The sequence below is a fragment of the Corynebacterium coyleae genome, assembly GCF_030408635.1.
GTDB classification, from domain to species: domain Bacteria; phylum Actinomycetota; class Actinomycetes; order Mycobacteriales; family Mycobacteriaceae; genus Corynebacterium; species Corynebacterium coyleae.
Map to the genome: position 1 here is coordinate 1,716,071 of NZ_CP047198.1, position 17,768 is coordinate 1,733,838.

The window sequence follows — 17,768 nt, forward strand, 5'->3', positions numbered from 1 at the left end:
TGTTTCTCCCCTTTTTATCGCAGCTGGCGGGCCAAATCAGCAACGCCAATCATACCCGCCTTCGCTCCGAGCTCAGCACAGAGGATCTCCGGCAGCGGACGGTATCCAGCGCCGACGATGTTCGACGCCATGGACGCTTTGGCAGCGTCAAGGAAAAGATCAGCGTCTTCGCTCACACCACCGCCGAGGACGATCAGCGATGGATCCAAAATGTCGGACACCATTGCCAGGCCTCGTCCCAGCCAGATGGAGAAACTCTCCAGAGCCGCCACACCCAGCCCATCGCCTGCGCGTGCTGCGGCCATAATGTCGTGCCCGCTTGCTCGCTTTTCGACGACCTCCCGGTACAAATCGGAACCTCGATACCCTCCCCTGCTGGCAATCTCGATCGCACAATCGACCAGCGAGGTGCCAGAAGCGTATCGCTCAAGACAGCCCTGCTTGCCACACGAGCACACCCGACCTCCCGGCACCACCGTGATGTGGCCAAACTCAGGCGCGGTGCCGAACGCACCACGGTAGATCTCGCCACGGTGCATCAGCGTTGCGCCGATCCCTGTGCCGACGGCGAAAAACACCCACGTCTCTGCGTCACGAGCGGCACCGAACCGATACTCACCCCAGGCTGCCGCATTCGCATCGTGCTCGAGCCGGACCGGCAGCCCCAGCGCATTCTCCAAATCTTTGCGCACCGGCTGATCATCACGCCACGGCAAATGGGGCGCAAAACGCACGATTTCACACTCCGGGTCGAGGAAGCCCGCAACGGCAGCGCCAACTGCCCCGATCTCGTGTTTGTCCTGGAGCTGCTCGACCATCTGCACGATCGTGCGGGTCAGCCCGTCAGCGTCCTGCGGGGTCCGCGTACTCACCGTGTCGAGGATCGAACCATCCGGCGCGACCACAGATGCACGAGCGTTCGTCCCGCCAATGTCAAAGCCGACTGTCAGCGCCTGGTCTCCTCGTTGTGAAGTCATAGCCGGACAGTTTATGCCCCTGACAGCGGTCAGCCCTAACCCGCCAACACGTCGCGCAGGCGCTCCCCCAGAGTGCCCCACGAAAACTCCCGTTGTACATGCTTGCGCCCGGCGGTGCCCATGGCGGTGCGGTGGTCGTCGCAAAGCAATTGCCCAATGGACCGTGCGACCTCATTCACATCGCGACCATTGACGACGACACCGCTTTCCGGCACCACCGTCTCCGGCGCACCACCGGAATCGCCAGCGACTACCGCAACCCCACACGCCTGCGCCTCGAGATACACAATCCCCAGACCTTCCACATCAAGACCACCCCACCGCGTCCGCGCGGGCATGGCAAACACATCGGCGGCAGCCACAATGTCGCGCAACCGCTCGCGCGACACCCGGCCCGTGAATTCCACGCCCGGCGAAGACGCGGCGAGCTTGCGCAGCCGCTGCTCGTACGGCCCCTCCCCCACAATCACCAATCTCGCATTCGGCGCGTATCGACGAATCTCCGGCAACGCACGGATCAACACATCCTGTCCCTTGCGCGGGACCAACCGCGACGAACACACCACAAGTGGTGCATCGCCCACGCCGAGCCAGCGCCGCGTTTCATCCCGCTTGTGCGCGCTCGCTGGCGCGAAGAAATCCGTGTCCACCCCCGACGGCAGCGCAACATAGTCGACGTCATCGCCGAACACCGCCTGCAAGCGCTCTATCGTGAACCGCGAAATGTACGTCACCACATCCGCGCTACGACCAATCCGGCGCAACACCTGACGGGCCCCGGGAATCATCGCCCAGCCAACCTCGTGGCCGTGGGTAGTAGCCACCACACGTTTTGCTCCAGCGCGTTTCGCCTGGGCTCCGAGAATTGCCAACGGTGCAGCCGCACCGAACCACACAGTGTCGATGCTGTGTGTTCTGATAATTCGAGCCATCTCCCGAGCAAGCCCCGGGGTAGGCAACATGATGTTGCGAGGCCAACGAATCACCGCGAAACTCTGCTCGGCGTCCCACTCGCGCGCAGCATCTGCTTCCTGGACGGAGGCGAGCACCACGATTGATTCCGGGCCTTCGCGCTTGACGAGCTCGTCGACGTAATCCCGTAAGTACGACTGAATCCCGCCGACAGTGGGCGGGAAATCATTCGTTACCAACAACGTGGTCATAATCGCGCTAGTAGCGCACAGCCCCCTGAATCGGCATGGAGTTCGCCGGCACTACCTGGATCGGAATGCCGTAGTCAGACGAGTGCACGACCATGCCGTTACCGATGTACATACCCACGTGAGTCACACCCGGGTAGTAACCAATGATGTCACCCGGCTGCAACGCATCCAGCGACACCGGCGTGCCACCCGCAAGCTGCGCTTGGGAGGTACGCGGAATGCTAATGCCGTTCTGCCCATACGCCCATACCATCAGACCAGAGCAATCGAACGCATCCGGCCCAGCGGAGCCCCAGCCATATGGCTTACCCACCTGAGCCAACGCCGCACCAACGATTCCGGAGTCCACGCCCGGAAGCGACGCGCCGCTAATCGGGTTGTCCTTATTGATCCAGCGCAGGCGATCGGCCTCGCTCAAGTTGTCTACGCGGCGTTCGATGTCACGAACCTTGTCATCCAACTCTTCACGTTCACGCTCCAGCTTCTTACGCTGAATCTCCAGCTCATTGCGCGCATGGCGTGCCTCAGCCACCGCAATATTGGCCGAGTTGGACTTCTCTGCCGCCATCCGGTTGGCATCCTCCAACTCGGTCAACGCGCGTTGAGACTTGCGAGTGAGCGCCGCCAAATAAGCAGAACGGTCGATCGCCTCTTGCGGGTTGCCCGAATCCAGGGTGGTCAGGATCGCGTCAGATTTCGGGATACGGTAACGGGACTGCGCAATGTCACCGACATTCCTGCGATGCTCGTTGCTTACCTCCTGAATAGCGGCAAGTTCCTGTTTCGCCTCTGCAGCGCGGCCATTGGCTTCCTTAACCTTGCGCTCTGAATCGGCGATTTTCTCTTCGAGTCCCTTAATTTCTTCCGACTTCGCAGTGGCGTCGTGGGAGATCTGCTCCATCTCATCGATGAGAGCATCGACATCATCGGCCTTCACAGGGGCCGCGACGCCGCCGGCGAGGATGACGCCGACGAGCGCGGACACTGCGGTCTTCTGAGCAGAAGGACGACGAGACTGAAAAGAGTGCTTACCCACGACCAAAACCTTTTCGCAATACTTGTGAGAACACAAAAACTATAGCGACATCGGCCCCACCGTCCAAGCAAAAAACATGGCCACACAGCATATTGTGAATCAAGAGCACTGGTGTGACGCACGAGGTGTCAAGGTCCCCAAAACGCACGAAAGCCCCAACTCCAAACACAGAGTCGGGGCTTGAAAACGTGCCGTTAGAAGCGAACCACAGAGTGGATCGGCATGAGGTGCAGATCGCGGTAGCCCACCGGGATACCGGAGTTCAGCGCATCGATGATCTGGCCGTTGCCAACGTAGATGCCAACGTGGGATGCACCACCGTAGTAAACAACGATGTCACCCGGCTGGATGTTGCTCAGCGCAACCTGCTGGCCAGCAGCAGCCTGAGCCTGGGAGGTACGCGGGATGGACTTGCCAGCCTGAGCGTAAACCCAGGAGGTGAAGCCGGAGCAGTCGAATGCGTTCGGGCCAGCCGCACCGTAAACGTACGGGGAACCAACCTTGGACTGTGCGATGGACACAACGCGCTCAGCGAAGGACGGCTGCGGGGCCGGAGCCGGCTGCGGCGCAGCGGCCGGTGCCGAGTAGTTGGTTGCGGCCTGTGCCGGCAGAACCTGCTTCTCGACGTTCGCGATGAAGGCGCTGAAGCCCGGAACGTTGTTCACGCCCGGCAGAGCCTTCACGCGAGCGATAGCAGCCTGAGCGTCGCCCGTAGCGGCTGCGCCCTTCAGCGACGGGATCCAGGCGTCAATGCCCGGGATTGCCGCTACGCCTGGAATGGTCTCAATACCCGGGACCTGTACTGCGATCGGCGAGTTGGGGACGCGGACCTCTGCTGCGGAGGCGGCGGCCGGCGCGATGAGCGCAGCGCCTGCTGCGAGAGCGGTGGTGGCCGCTGCTGCGCGGGCTGCGGTGTTGGTCTGGCGACGGTGCTTTGCCACTTTAGATTTTCTCCATATCTTCTCTTCGCCAACCGGGTTAGCTGTCGGGCGGGGTGTTGAGAAATGACCCTCGGTCCGAACGACCTACGCCCCACGGGAGCAAGTACTCCACTCTGGTTCCCCGGTCCCCTTCGGCTTCGATCGGCTTTTCCGATCTCCACTTCAGAGTTACGGCTCATATGTTGTTTTCGATCCATGCTTCCAACGGCTGTTGTCGCAATGTCTCGAACAGGTTACGAAACGGCAACAAGAGTGTCCAGCCAACACGCCGTTACAGTTCCGTTATCAAAAGATTTGACGCAAAGCTGCGTCGAAGCCTCCGTTTCTAAATGAAAACTAAGAACGGTCCAATATCCCCAAAACACGGCCATACGCTGCGCATTTATCCGCCAAACCAAGAAGCAAGTTGATCTCCGCAAAGTTAAAGACAACCCAATTAAAACGGATTGTGTGATCTTACTCACACTTGCTTGTTAACCTCATTGTTACAAAGAAAATCGCCCCGCACCACAGTGTGGTGCGGGGCGATTCACGCAACTACTTACATGCTAGCGAGGCGATACGTCGCGGTCGTCGCGATCCTTGTTGGCCTCGAGAGCACGCAGCGTCTCGACAGCCTCCTCGTGCTTCTGCTTCTCTGCATCGCGTACACGCTCAGACACGCCGATCTCGGCGGGCGAGAACTTACCGATGGTCTCAGAGTCAGCGAAGCCAAGCTGGTTCATCTGCTTCGGCACACGAGCACCTGCGTACTCGAGCGGAACCGGGTGACCATTCTCGTCCACTGGGCCAAGCGGCTGGTGGATCTCGATGAAGGCACCGTTCGGCAAACGCTTGATGATGCCGGTCTCGATACCGTGCTCCAGCACAGCGCGGTCGGAGCGCTGCAGGCCGATGCACAGACGGTAGGTGATGAAGAATGCCAGCGGCGGCAGAACAATGATGCCGATACGTCCCACCCAGGTCATCGCGTTCAGCGAGATCTGGAAGAAGTGAGCAACGTGGTCGTTACCACCGGAGATGGTCATCAGCAGGAAGAAGGTCAGACCCATCACGCCGATGCCGGTACGTACCGGAACGTCACGCGGACGCTGCAGCAAGTTGTGGTGTGCGTCGTCGCCGGTGACCTTCTTCTCGATAAAGGGGTAGGCGATGAGCAGCGCAACCATCAGACCACAGAGCAGTGCGACCCAGAATGCACCCGGGATGGTGTAGCTACCGATGTAGAGCTCCCAAGCCGGCATGACACGGGCGGCACCATCAGTCCACAGCATGTAGACGTCAGGCTGCGAACCAGCAGACACCTGCGACGGGTTGTACGGGCCGATGTTCCAAATACCGTTGATGGTGGTCAGACCAGCCATTGCAGCCAGCACTGCGAACACGATCATCATGTAGCCGATTGCGTGCGTTGCAAACACCGGCATGATGCGGACACCAACAACGTTGTTCTCGGTGCGACCCGGTCCCGGGAACTGGGTGTGCTTCTGGAACCACACGAGCAGCAGGTGAGCTGCGATCAGCGCCAGGATGATGCCCGGCAGGATCAGCACGTGCAGGATGTAGAAGCGGTCCAGCATCAGATCGGACGGGAAGTCGCCGCCGAAGATAGCCCAGTGCATCCAGGTGCCGATGATCGGCAGGCCCAGGATGATCGCGGACATAATGCGCAGACCAACACCGGAGAGCAGATCGTCCGGCAGGGAGTAGCCCATGAAGCCCTCAATCATGCCGAGGAGGACAAGGGTTACACCGATGAGCCAGTTTGCCTCACGCGGGCGACGGAACGCACCGGTGAAGAAGACACGCATCATGTGGGCGAACATGGCCATCATGAACATCAGTGCAGCCCAGTGGTGCATCTGACGAACAAACAGGCCACCGCGGACGTCAAAGGAAATGTCAAGCGCGGTTGCGTATGCACGGGACATTTCGACGCCGTTGAGCGGCAGGTATGCACCGTCGTAGATCACCTTGGTGATCGACGGGTCGAAGAACAAGGCCAGGTAGATACCGGTCAGCAGCAGGATGATGAAGCTGTAGAGCGCCATCTCGCCGAGCATGAAGGACCAGTGCGTCGGGAAGACCTTGTTGAGCTGCGGGCGCAGGACGCCCGCAACGGTAAAGCGGGAATCCGCATTGTTTGCGGCTTGCTGAAGTTTCGTACTCATTAGGACTGACGCTCCCAGAATGCCGGGCCGACGGGCTCAATGAAGTTCCCGTTGGCGATGAGGTAACCGTCTTCGTCAACCGTCACAGGAAGCTGCGGCAGTGCACGAGCGGCGGGACCGAAGATCGGCTTACCGTGCTGCAACGCATCGAACTGCGACTGGTGGCACGGGCACAGGATGCGGTTGGTCTGAGCCTCGTACAGCGAGGTCGGGCAACCAATGTGCGTGCAAATCTTGGAGTAGGCGTAGTAATCGCCGTAGTGGAAGTCTTCCTGACCCTCACGTTCGATGACGCGCTTCGCGTCCTCAGAACGCAGACGGATCAGCATGACAGCGTTGCGCGGACCGTGGATGGAGTGCATCTGGTTCTCATACACATCGCGCTTCGGGTCGTATTCCTTGCCGTCATTGACGTCCTCTGGGTAGAGCGGGAACACGGTCTCCATCGCAGCGGCGGCAAGGTCCTCCGGACGCATACGCACCAGGCGAGACACGCCGGCGGTGGTGTAGTGCGAGCCGACCTCACCCTTGTGAAGTTCTGCAATCGCACCGGTGTCGCGGCCGAGGTAAACCTTCACGCCTTGATCCTGGACGGTCCAGCCGTGGGTCCACAGGGTGCCGTCGCCGAAGTAGTTCAGCTCGTGGCGGACCTTCCACGGGTTCTTGATCATGCCGCCAAGCGGAGCGATGACCATCAGACCGGCGAGGACACCAGCGGTGCCGAGCAGACCCTTGAGCGCCTTGCGACGACCAAGCGTCGAGGTCTCCCAAGCATCGTTCAGCAGAGCGGTCGTAGTGCGACGATCCAGTTCGCTGGACGGGCCGTCATGGCGACGCTGTACAGCGATCTCTTCAGGGACAAACTTCTTCACGTACTGGATGATTGCAACACCCAGGCCGAGGAAGGCCAGACCTGCGGTCAGGCCAAGCAGTGGCGTGTAGAAGGTGTAGATCCAGAGTCCTTCGTCGCCGTGGAACTTCGGCTCCCACGGCCAGAACAGGTAAACACCGAGGAAAGCAATCGCGGCGAGAACCGAGATGGCCAACCAAATCTTGATGCCACGCTCAGAGGACTTCTCGCGAGGGTCACCCTCGACCGGGAAGCGCTCCTTACGGTAAGCAACCGTTACGTCGTCAAGCTCCGTGCCGAGAGCAGCGAGCTCCGCATTGCTCATGCGGTCAAGCTCTTCCTTCGTGTAATTTTTCTTCACATCACTCATGAGCGGGATCCAATCCACATAGCACCAGCGGCGACCAGCGAGATGCCGATCATCCACATCGCAATACCTTCAGAAACCGGGCCGAGGCCACCGAGGGACCAGCCACCCGGGGACGGGGTCTCCTTGGTCGACTTAATGAAGGCAATGATGTCCTTCTTCTCATCAGCGCTGAGCTGACGGTCAGAGAACTTCGGCATGTTCTGCGGACCAGTGAGCATCGCCTGGTAGATCTCCTGCTCGTTCGCAGGGTCGAGCACCGGGGCGTACTTACCAGAAGACAATGCGCCACCACGACCGGTGAAGTTGTGGCAGGAGGCGCAGTTCAAACGGAAGAGTTCGCCGCCACGTGCGACGTCTGCTTCCTGAACCTTGCCGTCGTAGTTCTTGCCGCGCAGCTCTTCCTTAGCCAGGGTGCCGTCCGGGTTGTACACGAGCTCCGGGCCACCACCGTTGGCTGCGACATATGCAGCCAAGGCGAGAGCCTGGTTCTCCGTGTAGCGCGGCTTCTTACGCTCAGCCTGCGCGTCGTTCGACATCATCGGCATACGGCCAGAGTTGACCTGGAAGTACACGGCGCCTTCGCCGGTACCGATCAGAGACGGACCACGGTCGGCAACGCCCTGCAGGTTCGCACCGTGGCAGGTGATGCAAGCGACGTCGTAGATTTCCTTACCCTCCTGGATAAGGGCCTGGTCGTCACGCTGGGCGGTGGCCACCTGTGCATTAGGGGCCAATGCGGATGCGAGAAGACCCGCGCCGGACAAGCCCAGCGTCAACGCAGCAGCACCTGCGAAGGTGCGCTGCGCCTTGCGTGCGCGACGCTTCTTGTTGGGTGAGTTTTCCATTTTGTTCCTTATTAACGAGTTTTCAGAACACGTCTGCAGCCCGGGTTATACCCAGGGCACGGCTACTGGACGAGGTAGAGGGTGATGAACACGCCGATCCAAATGGCGTCAACGAAGTGCCAGTAGTACGAAACCACCATGGCAGCAGTTGCCTGTGCCGGGGTGAACTTCGACTTGGCTACTCGCATCAGCACGACGATGAACGCGATAATGCCTGCAGTCACGTGCGCCATGTGGAAACCGGTGATGATGTAGAACACCGATCCATAAACGCTGGATTGCGGGGTCACGCCGTGCATGACCATCTCGGTCCATTCGAATGCCACCAGACCAAGGAAGATGACGCCAAGCACAACGGTTACGGTGAACCACTTGCGCAAGCCGTATACGTCACCTCGTTCTGCAGCGAACACGCCGAACTGAGAGGTGAAAGAGGAACCAATCAGCACGACGGTAATGATTCCACCGAAAAGGACGTTGAGGTGGTCCGTCTGGTTGCTCCAGTCACCTGCGGCGAGGCCGTTTGCGCGCGATGTGAAGTACATCGCGAACAAGCCGGCAAAGAACATGAGCTCTTGGGCGAGGAACGCGATCGTGCCAACGCTGACCATGTTCGGCCGGTTCAGCGCCGGAAGACGATTCTGCGGAGTCGCCATATTTGGGTTAGTAGTTGCGGTCGTCACGCATGCGATTATCCCCTATTTCTTCCTGATATTCATCTCATTCACCCCCACGATTTCCCTGTGAGACAGGGCCCGACCAGCAGCATTTAAAAACATTTTGGTTGCGAAAATAATTTTTAGAATTTCGGGAACTTTTTATAGCACCTATCCGACGCACATCAACGCAGGTCATTGCCCCGCCACCCAAAGTCGCCGTCTCCCCCACAAGATAGTTCCCCCAATTGCTCGAGCAAATAGGAGTCGCGCTGGGGTTCCAGAAAGTTCCCAGGTGTGCCCGACATCACATTGCGGCACACCCCCGCTTCGTGCCTAAACTTTCGATTGATTGAAATCTCTTTAACAACAAAAATGCCCCTTCCGATAACTCGGAAGGGGCATTGTCGTGGGCCGGGAAGGCCGCGACCCACTCTTTCTGCGTTAGTGCTTCTCGCGCGGAATACCGTACTGCAGGTTCAGCTGGGCGGTAGCCCAGATCAGCATGACCGCACCAAAGGCGATCAGCCAGAACTGCCAGAAGGCAATGCCGAGGCCGAGGAACAGAATCGATGCAGACATCGTAAACGGCCAGATCGAGCCCGGCGAGAAGAAGCCCAGCACGCCAGCGCCGTCTTCAATCTCTGCCTCTTCCCAGTCTTCCGGGAGGACGTCAGAGCGGGACTCCGCAATGTGGAGGTAACCGCCGAGCATGAAGCAGAGTGCGGTAGCAAGCACGAGGCCCACTGCGCCGATCCACTCAACGCCGAAGAGGTATGCGTCTTCGCCGATCCACGCCGTTGCGAGGATGTAGAACACTGCCATCAGGGCAAGAAATGTGCCAATGGCGTAGAAAACTTTTGAACCGGTTCCCATGGCTACGTTCTCTCTTTCTTAAACGGTCGCGTTCGGATCGACAGTGTTGACGCCGTCACGAGAACCCTCGCGCTCGGACACAAACGGACGGGTGCTGGTTGCGTACGGTGCTTCACCGATGGAGCGCAGTGCCTCGGAGTTCGGTGCCTCCGGGTTCTGACGACGGAATTCGATGTACTGCTGGAACTTCTCCGGTGTAACTGCACGGATCTCGAAGTTCATCATTGCGTGGTAGGTACCGCACATCTCAGCACAGCGGCCGACGAATGCACCTTCCTTGTCGATGCGCTCAATCTGGAACTCACGCTGCTGCTGGTTCGACTCCGGGTGCGCGTACACGTCACGCTTGAAGAGGAACTCCGGAACCCAGAACGCGTGGTTCACGTCGCCAGATGCGAGACGGAACGCGATCGGGGTGTCGGTCGGCAGAACCAGGACCGGAACTTCCTCGGTGGAACCAACGGTCTCGATCTCGTTGAAGTTGAGGTAGGACAGGTCGCCCATCGAGGTGCCGTGGATTGGGTTCGCGTTGTGCATGTCCTCGTCGTCGTACTTCGTTGCCTCTGCAAGAGCCTGGCGCTCAGCGTCGAGACCGTCGTAGTCAGCACCGTTTGCAGTCAGGTCGCCTGCGACCTCTGCGTAACCGAACTTCCAGTTCCACTGGTAGCCGGTGACGTCAACGGTCACCTTCGGATCCTTATCCAGGGCGGTCGTGCGTGTCTGCGCCTGAACCGTGAAGAAGAACAGGACCATCACGATGACGATCGGGAGGATCGTCAGACCGAGCTCGAGCGGCACGTTGTACTGCAGCTGCTTCGGGAACTCGCCGGCACCTTGCTTTTCGCGGGCCTTGTGGTTCCACCGAACGATGGACCAGAGGAACAGACCCCACATAATGATGCCGATTGTCCAGGCCGCTACCCAGACCCAAACCCAGAAGTTGTACATCTGGGTACCTTCAGGGGTGACCGGGTCCGGCCAGCCCATGTCGAGGATGCGCGCGACTGACTCCGGCGGAGCTACATCACAGCCCGTCAGCGCAAAGCTTCCGAGGAGCAGCGAACCGGCGACGGCAGCCTTCTTGGCGAATCCGCGCTTAACTTCCTTTTCCACGTGTGTTTGCCTTCCTGTCCACACTAGAACCATCGAATGCACATGCCGATGGCAGAACATTCCTACGGAGCCAGAATAGTTCAAACAGATCGTCGCTACGGAATCTTGTCGAGCCTCACGCTTTTCGACGATTGCCCCTCCGAACAAAACCACCTCTCCCCCGCAAATTAGCCCGCAGTGCTGGGCATTAAGTTCATAAGCAAGGCGTTGCGAAGATCAGTCGAAATCTTCGCTTTGACCCCTCAACCATTAGTTGGCCCCCTTATGGGGCACCGCAAAAGGTGGACACTCCGCGACGCGTTCGGTTCACGAGTTCGCCGTTGAAAACCCTATTGTGGAATGCGTCATGACGGTGCCGCACGGTTCGAGGCGGCGCACCTTATATATAGGAGAGGTTTCACAACGATGTGCGGTCTTGTTGCACTGTTGACTGCCCGCGGCGATGCCCCAGTGTTTACCGACGCGGTCGGTCGCTCGCTTTCCTGCATGTATCACCGCGGCCCTGACGCTGCGGGAACATGGAACGACGATGACGCTGTTTTCGGCTTTAACCGCCTGGCGATCATCGACATCGAGCACTCCCACCAGCCACTGCGCTGGGGGCCGGCAGAAAACCCCGAACGTTACGCCCTGACGTTTAACGGCGAGATTTACAACTACGTGGAGTTGCGCGAGGAACTCACCAAGGCCGGATACACCTTCAACACTGCTGGTGATGGCGAACCGATCGTGGTCGGTTTCCACCACTGGGGCGCCAACGTGGTTGAGCATCTGCGCGGCATGTTCGCCTTTGTCATCTGGGACACTGAGACCAAGACGATGTTTGCAGCGCGCGACCAGTTCGGCATCAAGCCATTGTTCTATGCGACGACCGACAAGGGCACCGTTTTTGCCTCCGAGAAGAAGTCGATCCTGGAGATGGCCGACGAGCTAGGTCTAGGCCTCGACCTTGATCGCCGTGCAATCGAGCACTACGTGGACCTGCAGTACGTCCCGGAACCGGAGAGCCTGCACCGCGAGATCCGTCGCGTGGAGTCGGGCTGCACCGTGACTATCAAGCCGGGTGGCGAGGTCCACTCGGACCGCTACTTCAAGCCACACTTCAATTCCCAGCCTGTGCCAAAGGGCAAGGAGCAGGACCTGTACGACAGGATTGCCCGGGCGTTGGAGGATTCCGTCGAAAAGCATATGCGCGCTGACGTGACGGTTGGTTCCTTCTTGTCTGGCGGCATCGACTCCACGGCGATCGCGGCGCTGGCGAAGCGTCACAATCCGAACCTGTTGACCTTCACCACTGGTTTTGAGCGGGAGGGCTATTCCGAGGTGGACGTCGCTGCAGAGTCGGCGGAGGCGATTGGTGTGGAGCACATCGTGAAGATTGTCTCCCCGGAGGAGTACGCTGACGCGATTCCGAAGATCATGTGGTACCTCGACGATCCGGTCGCTGACCCTTCCCTGGTGCCACTGTTCTTCGTGGCACAGGAGGCGCGCAAGCACGTCAAGGTTGTGCTGTCCGGTGAGGGCGCAGACGAGCTTTTCGGCGGCTACACCATTTACAAGGAACCGTTGTCGCTCGCACCGTTTGAGAAGCTGCCGAGCGCGCTGAACAAAGGACTCAACCGTCTCAGCCGTGTGCTCCCGGAGGGTATGAAGGGCAAGAGCCTGCTCGAGCGCGGCACTACTCCAATGGAGGATCGGTACTACGGCAACGCTCGCTCGTTTAACTTCGAACAACTCCAGCGCGTTCTGCCGTGGGCGAAGCGCGAGTGGGACCACCGCGAGGTCACCGCACCGATCTACGCTGCCTCGACACAGATGGATCCGGTGGCACGTATGCAGAACCTGGACCTGTTCACCTGGATGCGCGGCGACATTCTGGTCAAGGCCGACAAGATGAACATGGCAAACTCCCTGGAGCTGCGCGTTCCGTTCCTGGACAAGGAAGTCTTCGAGGTCGCGCAAACGATCCCGTATGACCAGAAGATTGCCAACGGCACCACGAAGTACGCGCTGCGTAAGGCGATGGAGCAGATCGTTCCGCCTCACGTGCTGCACCGCAAGAAGTTGGGCTTCCCGGTACCAATGCGTCACTGGCTGGCCGGCGACGAGCTCTTCGGCTGGGCGCAGGACACGATCCGCGAGTCGCAGACCGACGACATCTTCGCCAAAGACCAAGTCCTGGAGATGCTCAAGGAGCACCGCGACGGCGTGTCCGACCACTCGCGCCGTCTATGGACGGTGCTGGCGTTCATGGTCTGGCACGGCATTTTCGTGGAAAACCGCATCGATCCCCAGATCGAGCACAAGGATTACCCGGTCGAGCTGTAGGTAGTGCCAGCACTACCCCAGTTGGGCAGCCGTCTGTATTGTCGGGCTGCCCGTTCGCCGGTTGAATGTGGTGTATGTCAACTGCAAAGAAAGTACTCACCACCATCGCCGCGGTGTTCGGCGTCCTGTTGATCGCCGCCGGCGCCGTCGCTTATGTGTACGGGCCGACTGTGACGGCGATGTTCACCGGCACCGCCAAGTTCATGGGCACTGATACCCCGAAGCGTTACGCTTCAACGGTGCTTAACCTGGCAGAGCAGGGCATTTACGCCGACTCGAAGGAGTTCGAGGACGCGAAGGCCCGCGCAAAGGAGGCCGCCAAGCAAGCAGATACGCTTTTCGACGTCTACCCCGCCCTGGAGGACGCCGTCAAAGCTGCTGGCGGGAAGCACTCCCGGCTGATTGAACCTGATAACCCTAACCTCGGCTGGACTATGGAAGAGAAGTCGGAAGCCACAGTAAGCGTCGAGGACCGCGTTGCGGTGGCAACGGTGCCTGGCGTCGACCGTCACTCGGATGTGCAGGGGTACGCAGACACGCTCGCAACGGGTCTTGCTTCCGCGCGTGATGCCGGGGCATGCGGGGCGGTCGTTGATCTGCGTGGCAACGACGGGGGCGACATGGGTCCTATGATCGCCGGTCTCTCCTCGCTGTTGCCGGATGGCACGGTGCTCGAATTCGTATCGCGGACGAACACCAGCCAGGTCACGGTTGAGGGAAACTCGGTGAGCGGCGGGGGCACCCCGGTGACTACATCTGGAGGGAAGTGGGAGGCGCCGGTGGCGGTCTTAGTCGATGGCGACACTGCTTCGTCGGGCGAGGCCACGATGCTGTCGTTCCGGGGGCTTGAGCACTCCCAAAGCTTCGGGTCCCCTACCGCGGGCTACGCCTCGGCTAATATGGTGTACGACTTCCCGGATGGCAGCCTGCTGATGCTCACCATCGCGAAGGACAAGGCACGCACTGGCGAGGAGTTCGCCGAAGATCCGGTGCAGCCGGACGTCGAAACCGATACGCCGTTAGAGCAAGCGAAGCAGTGGCTTGCCACCGAGCACGGCTGCAAATAGTCCACACAGACGAAACACCCCGCGCTCCCCTCAATAATGAGGTGGGCGCGGGGTGTTGGCGTCGATAAGCAGCGGCTTAGTTGAAGCTATCGCCACAAGCGCAAGCGGAACCTGCGTTCGGGTTATCGATGGTGAAGCCCTGCTGCTCGATGGTGTCCGCGAAATCGATCGTCGCACCCGTGAGGTACGGCACGCTCATCTTGTCCACGACAAGACGCACGCCACCAACCTCATCGGCCTTGTCGCCGTCCAGGTCGCGGTCGTCGAAGTAGAGCTGGTAGCGCAGACCAGCGCAGCCACCAGGCTGAACAGCGATGCGCAGGGACAGGTCGTTGCGGCCCTCCTGATCAAGCAGGGCCTTCGCCTTCGCCGCCGCTGCCTCGGTGAGGTTCACGCCAGTTGCGGAAGTAGGTGCAGTCATTGGGTACTCCTTCGTGCTACGCGTTCGAGTGGCGCCCATGCTACGCGCGCCCCTTCATAGCCGGTGTAACGGTTCTCCCCCGCAATCTATTCCCACTGGTTACAGGAATGTCGCGGTGGCCTTGTAGCCTAGGTGGCGTGAAACTACCCTGGCAAAAATCCGAGCAGACCGCTGAGGCTGGTTCGACCAAGGCCGAACTGCCCCAGACCGACAACGCGCCCGCGGCAGACACCCCAGAGGCCGCAGAGCAGAAGCTTCCGAAGGGCTACACCCCGCCGAAGGGCAAGCCGACGCCGAAGCGACTTGATCAGGAGATCAAGCGCGGTGTTGTGCGCGACCCGAATGCGGCCACCCCGGCGCAGATTCGTCAGCGTGAAAAAGAGCTGAAGAAGTCCATGACCAAAGAGGAGTGGAAGGCGCACAAGAAGCAGGTGCGCGAGGAGAATCGGGCCCGCAACCGCGAGATGCAGGCCAAGATCGACTCGGGCGACGAGCGCTACCTCATGGAGCGCGACAAGGGCGAGGAGCGTCGCTTCATCCGTGACTGGGTGGACTCGCAGCGCTTCTTCAACAACTACGTCATGCCGATGGCGCTGGTGCTGCTAATCGTGATGTTGATCGGCACGTGGCTGCCTCGCGTCGCGGCGGCATTGTCTTTGGTGAGCCTGCTGTTTATCGTCACCATCTTCATCGAGGGCATCATCATCGGCATCCGCGCCAACCGTGCGGTCCGTGCAAAGTTCCCGGAGGCGAACACTGGTTTCAGCCTGGGTATGTACGCGTTCTCCCGCGCTACTCAGCCGCGTAACTGGCGCTCCCCCAAGCCGCGGGTGGCGTTGGGCGCGAAGGTATAGCCCATGCAGTTTCCCCCGGTTGAGCCGCCGAAACGCGCGCATGCCCGTGCGGTGGCGGATGCGTTGGCAGGTGGCACGAGTGGCGTTGCCCTTGGAAGGCTGGGGGCGATCGGTGCGTGGGTTGCCTCCGTACAAGGCCGTGACGTGCCCACACCGTTTCTGCGCCCGCGTGCCGTGATCGTCGCTGGCAATCACGGCATTGCTACGCGAGGTTTGTCGGCGTGGACATCGGATGCCGGCGCCGCTCAGGTTGAGCAGCTGCGCGCCGGTGTCGGCCCTGCCTCCACGACGGCGCGGGTTGCGGGAGCGAGCATCAGGCTTATCGACGACTACCTGGACACCCCCACCGGCGCCATCGACGTGGAACCCGCCGTGTCGCAAGACGTGTGGGATGCGGCGTTGGCTGCGGGTGCAGAGATCGCCGATAGTGAAATCGACGGCGGTGCTGACCTGCTGATCCCCGGAGACATCGGCGTTGGCAACACCACCGTCGCCGCGGCGGTGTACGGCACGTTTACGCGCACTGAGCCCGCAAAGGCGATCGGGCGTGGCTCCGGCATCAACGATGAGGTCTGGAAGATCAAGGTCGCCGCTATTCGCGACGCGATGTTCCGCGTGCGCAGATTCCGCGACGACACCGAACGTGTCTGCGCGGAACTCACCGGCCCGGACTTCGCCTGCCTGGTCGGCTTCATCGCCCAGGCCGCCGCGCGCCGCACGCCGTTGCTTATCGACGGCGTCTACCCCGCCGTCGCCGCATACGTCGCCGAACGCCTCGCACCCGACACCAAAGACTGGCTCATGGCAGCGCAGGAGGCGAACGAGCCGGCGCAGGCTGGCTGCTTCGAAGCGCTCGGGCTTCGACCGTTGCAACACCTGGATATGAAAACGGGCCAGGGCGCTGGGGCCCTGGCCGCGTTGCCGCAGTTAAACCTGGCGGCGGAGATGGTTGGCGAGGTGCTCGCCGGGGGATCGTCGATAAGCGACTAGCCCTCGACGAGCGTGAGGTTCCAACCGTGGGTGTCCTCGACCTCGCCGGTCTGGATGCCGCGCAGACGCTCGCGCATTGCCAGGGTGATCTCGCCGGCCTCGTTGTTATTCACCGTGAACTCGCCCTCGTTGCTGAGCACGCGGCCAACCGGGGTGATCACAGCTGCGGTGCCGCACGCCATGGTCTCGGAGATGGTGCCGTCCTCGGCACCAGCACGCCACTGCTCGACGGTGATCTTGCGCTCCTCGCTGGTGTAACCCAGGTCTTCTGCGACCTGCAGCAGCGACTTACGCGTAATGCCCGGCAGGAGCGAACCGGACAGGGACGGGGTGATGATCTTCGCGTCCTTGCCGGAGCCTTCGACGAACATGAGGTTCATGCCGCCCATTTCCTCGATGTACTTGCGCTCGATCGCGTCGAGCCACACCACCTGGTCGCAGCCCTTGTCCGCAGCCTGCTGCTGCGCAAGCAGGGACGCTGCGTAGTTGCCGGCGAACTTCGCATCGCCGGTGCCACCCGGTGCTGCACGGACGTAGTCTTCGGAGATCCACACGCTGACCGGTTTCACACCACCCTTGAAGTAGGCGCCTGCCGGGGAGGCGATGATGTAGAAGGAGTACGACGAGGACGGCTTCACACCCAGGGTCTTCTCCGTGCCGATCATGAATGGACGCAGGTACAGCGACGCCTCGCCGCCAGCTTCAGGTACCCACTTCTGGTCGATGGTGACCAACTGGCGCACGGCCTCCAAGAAGTCCTCATCCGGCAGTTCCGGCATTGCCATACGACGCGCGGAGCTGCGCATACGCTCAGCGTTTTGCTCCGGACGGAACGCGGTGATGCGCCCATCGGTGTGGCGGTACGCCTTCAGGCCCTCGAAGATCGCCTGGCCGTAGTGGAAGACGTTGGCGGCCGGGTCGAGCGCGATCGGTTCGTACGCGCGCACCTGGGCGTTGTGCCAGCCTTTGTCTTCGGTCCAGTCGATGGAAACCATGTGGTCGGTGAACTCCTGGCCGAACGCCGGGTTAGCGAGGATCTTTTCACGCTCAGCATCGGTTGCGGGGTGGTCTGACGGGGTAACTGCGAATTCGAGGTTAGACATGTGGCCC

The 17,768-nt window shown here is 60.6% G+C and carries 16 protein-coding genes and 1 riboswitch; of the genes, 4 read left to right on the forward strand and 12 right to left on the reverse strand.

Going from position 1 to position 17,768, the window contains the following annotated elements; all coding sequences use genetic code 11:
- Nucleotides 1–14 precede the first annotated feature (14 nt).
- The 10 genes from CCOY_RS08325 to ctaC all read right to left on the reverse strand — a co-directional run bounded on the left by CCOY_RS08325 (nt 15) and on the right by ctaC (nt 10,998).
- The gene (locus tag CCOY_RS08325) at nt 15–977 is read right to left on the reverse strand and encodes an ROK family protein (protein WP_070484010.1); all 963 of its coding nucleotides are present in this window, start codon (nt 975–977) and stop codon (nt 15–17) included.
- Nucleotides 978–1,012: 35 nt separating this feature from the next.
- Nucleotides 1,013–2,140 carry a glycosyltransferase family 4 protein gene (locus CCOY_RS08330; protein ID WP_092100291.1) on the reverse strand — a complete coding sequence of 376 codons (1,128 nt, stop codon included), beginning with the start codon at nt 2,138–2,140 and terminating at the stop codon, nt 1,013–1,015.
- A 7-nt stretch (nt 2,141–2,147) separates the two neighbouring features.
- A complete protein-coding gene (locus CCOY_RS08335; RefSeq protein ID WP_244268618.1) occupies nt 2,148–3,176 on the reverse strand; it encodes a C40 family peptidase in 1,029 nt (342 codons plus the stop codon).
- A 194-nt stretch (nt 3,177–3,370) separates the two neighbouring features.
- Nucleotides 3,371–4,117, reverse strand: a complete 747-nt coding sequence (locus tag CCOY_RS08340) for a C40 family peptidase (protein WP_070422172.1) — start codon at nt 4,115–4,117, stop codon at nt 3,371–3,373.
- A gap of 14 nt (nt 4,118–4,131) precedes the next feature.
- Nucleotides 4,132–4,274, reverse strand: a riboswitch (cyclic di-AMP (ydaO/yuaA leader).
- Between the two features lie 391 nt (nt 4,275–4,665).
- Nucleotides 4,666–6,288 (reverse strand): cytochrome bc1 complex cytochrome b subunit, encoded by a 1,623-nt coding sequence (qcrB, locus tag CCOY_RS08345; protein ID WP_070422171.1) that lies wholly within the window; start codon nt 6,286–6,288, stop codon nt 4,666–4,668.
- A complete protein-coding gene (qcrA, locus tag CCOY_RS08350) occupies nt 6,288–7,508 on the reverse strand; it encodes a cytochrome bc1 complex Rieske iron-sulfur subunit (protein ID WP_092102762.1) in 1,221 nt (406 codons plus the stop codon). The genes qcrB and qcrA overlap by 1 nt, the downstream gene beginning before the upstream one ends.
- Nucleotides 7,505–8,353 carry a cytochrome bc1 complex diheme cytochrome c subunit gene (gene qcrC / locus CCOY_RS08355; RefSeq protein ID WP_070422169.1) on the reverse strand — a complete coding sequence of 283 codons (849 nt, stop codon included), beginning with the start codon at nt 8,351–8,353 and terminating at the stop codon, nt 7,505–7,507. Before qcrC ends, qcrA begins: the two co-directional genes overlap by 4 nt.
- A 62-nt stretch (nt 8,354–8,415) precedes the next feature.
- A complete protein-coding gene (gene ctaE / locus CCOY_RS08360; protein ID WP_180950032.1) occupies nt 8,416–9,036 on the reverse strand; it encodes an aa3-type cytochrome oxidase subunit III in 621 nt (206 codons plus the stop codon).
- A gap of 417 nt (nt 9,037–9,453) precedes the next feature.
- Nucleotides 9,454–9,885 (reverse strand): aa3-type cytochrome oxidase subunit IV, encoded by a 432-nt coding sequence (ctaF, locus tag CCOY_RS08365; protein ID WP_070422166.1) that lies wholly within the window; start codon nt 9,883–9,885, stop codon nt 9,454–9,456.
- An 18-nt stretch (nt 9,886–9,903) separates the two neighbouring features.
- The gene (gene ctaC, locus CCOY_RS08370) at nt 9,904–10,998 is read right to left on the reverse strand and encodes an aa3-type cytochrome oxidase subunit II (RefSeq protein ID WP_244268619.1); all 1,095 of its coding nucleotides are present in this window, start codon (nt 10,996–10,998) and stop codon (nt 9,904–9,906) included.
- A gap of 405 nt (nt 10,999–11,403) precedes the next feature.
- Between ctaC and asnB the strand changes: the two genes are divergently transcribed.
- A complete protein-coding gene (gene asnB, locus CCOY_RS08375) occupies nt 11,404–13,326 on the forward strand; it encodes an asparagine synthase (glutamine-hydrolyzing) (protein WP_092100295.1) in 1,923 nt (640 codons plus the stop codon).
- Between the two features lie 74 nt (nt 13,327–13,400).
- The gene (locus tag CCOY_RS08380; RefSeq protein WP_092100297.1) at nt 13,401–14,393 is read left to right on the forward strand and encodes a S41 family peptidase; all 993 of its coding nucleotides are present in this window, start codon (nt 13,401–13,403) and stop codon (nt 14,391–14,393) included.
- Between the two features lie 76 nt (nt 14,394–14,469).
- Here the strand turns inward: CCOY_RS08380 and CCOY_RS08385 are convergent, their stop codons facing one another.
- A complete protein-coding gene (locus CCOY_RS08385; RefSeq protein ID WP_070450850.1) occupies nt 14,470–14,814 on the reverse strand; it encodes a HesB/IscA family protein in 345 nt (114 codons plus the stop codon).
- 137 nt (nt 14,815–14,951) lie between these two features.
- Here CCOY_RS08385 and CCOY_RS08390 point away from each other — a divergent pair, with 137 nt between their 5' ends.
- Together CCOY_RS08390 and CCOY_RS08395 are read left to right on the forward strand one after the other, a co-directional pair.
- Nucleotides 14,952–15,668: a DUF3043 domain-containing protein gene (locus CCOY_RS08390; protein ID WP_070422161.1), complete on the forward strand. Its 717-nt coding sequence runs from the start codon at nt 14,952–14,954 to the stop codon at nt 15,666–15,668.
- Nucleotides 15,669–15,671: 3 nt separating this feature from the next.
- Nucleotides 15,672–16,658, forward strand: coding sequence for a nicotinate-nucleotide--dimethylbenzimidazole phosphoribosyltransferase (locus CCOY_RS08395; RefSeq protein ID WP_070829121.1), 987 nt, complete (start codon nt 15,672–15,674; stop codon nt 16,656–16,658).
- Here CCOY_RS08395 and CCOY_RS08400 read toward each other — a convergent pair.
- Nucleotides 16,655–17,761 (reverse strand): branched-chain amino acid aminotransferase, encoded by a 1,107-nt coding sequence (locus CCOY_RS08400; RefSeq protein ID WP_070422159.1) that lies wholly within the window; start codon nt 17,759–17,761, stop codon nt 16,655–16,657. The two genes, CCOY_RS08395 and CCOY_RS08400, sit on opposite strands and share 4 nt — an antisense overlap.
- Nucleotides 17,762–17,768 lie beyond the last annotated feature (7 nt).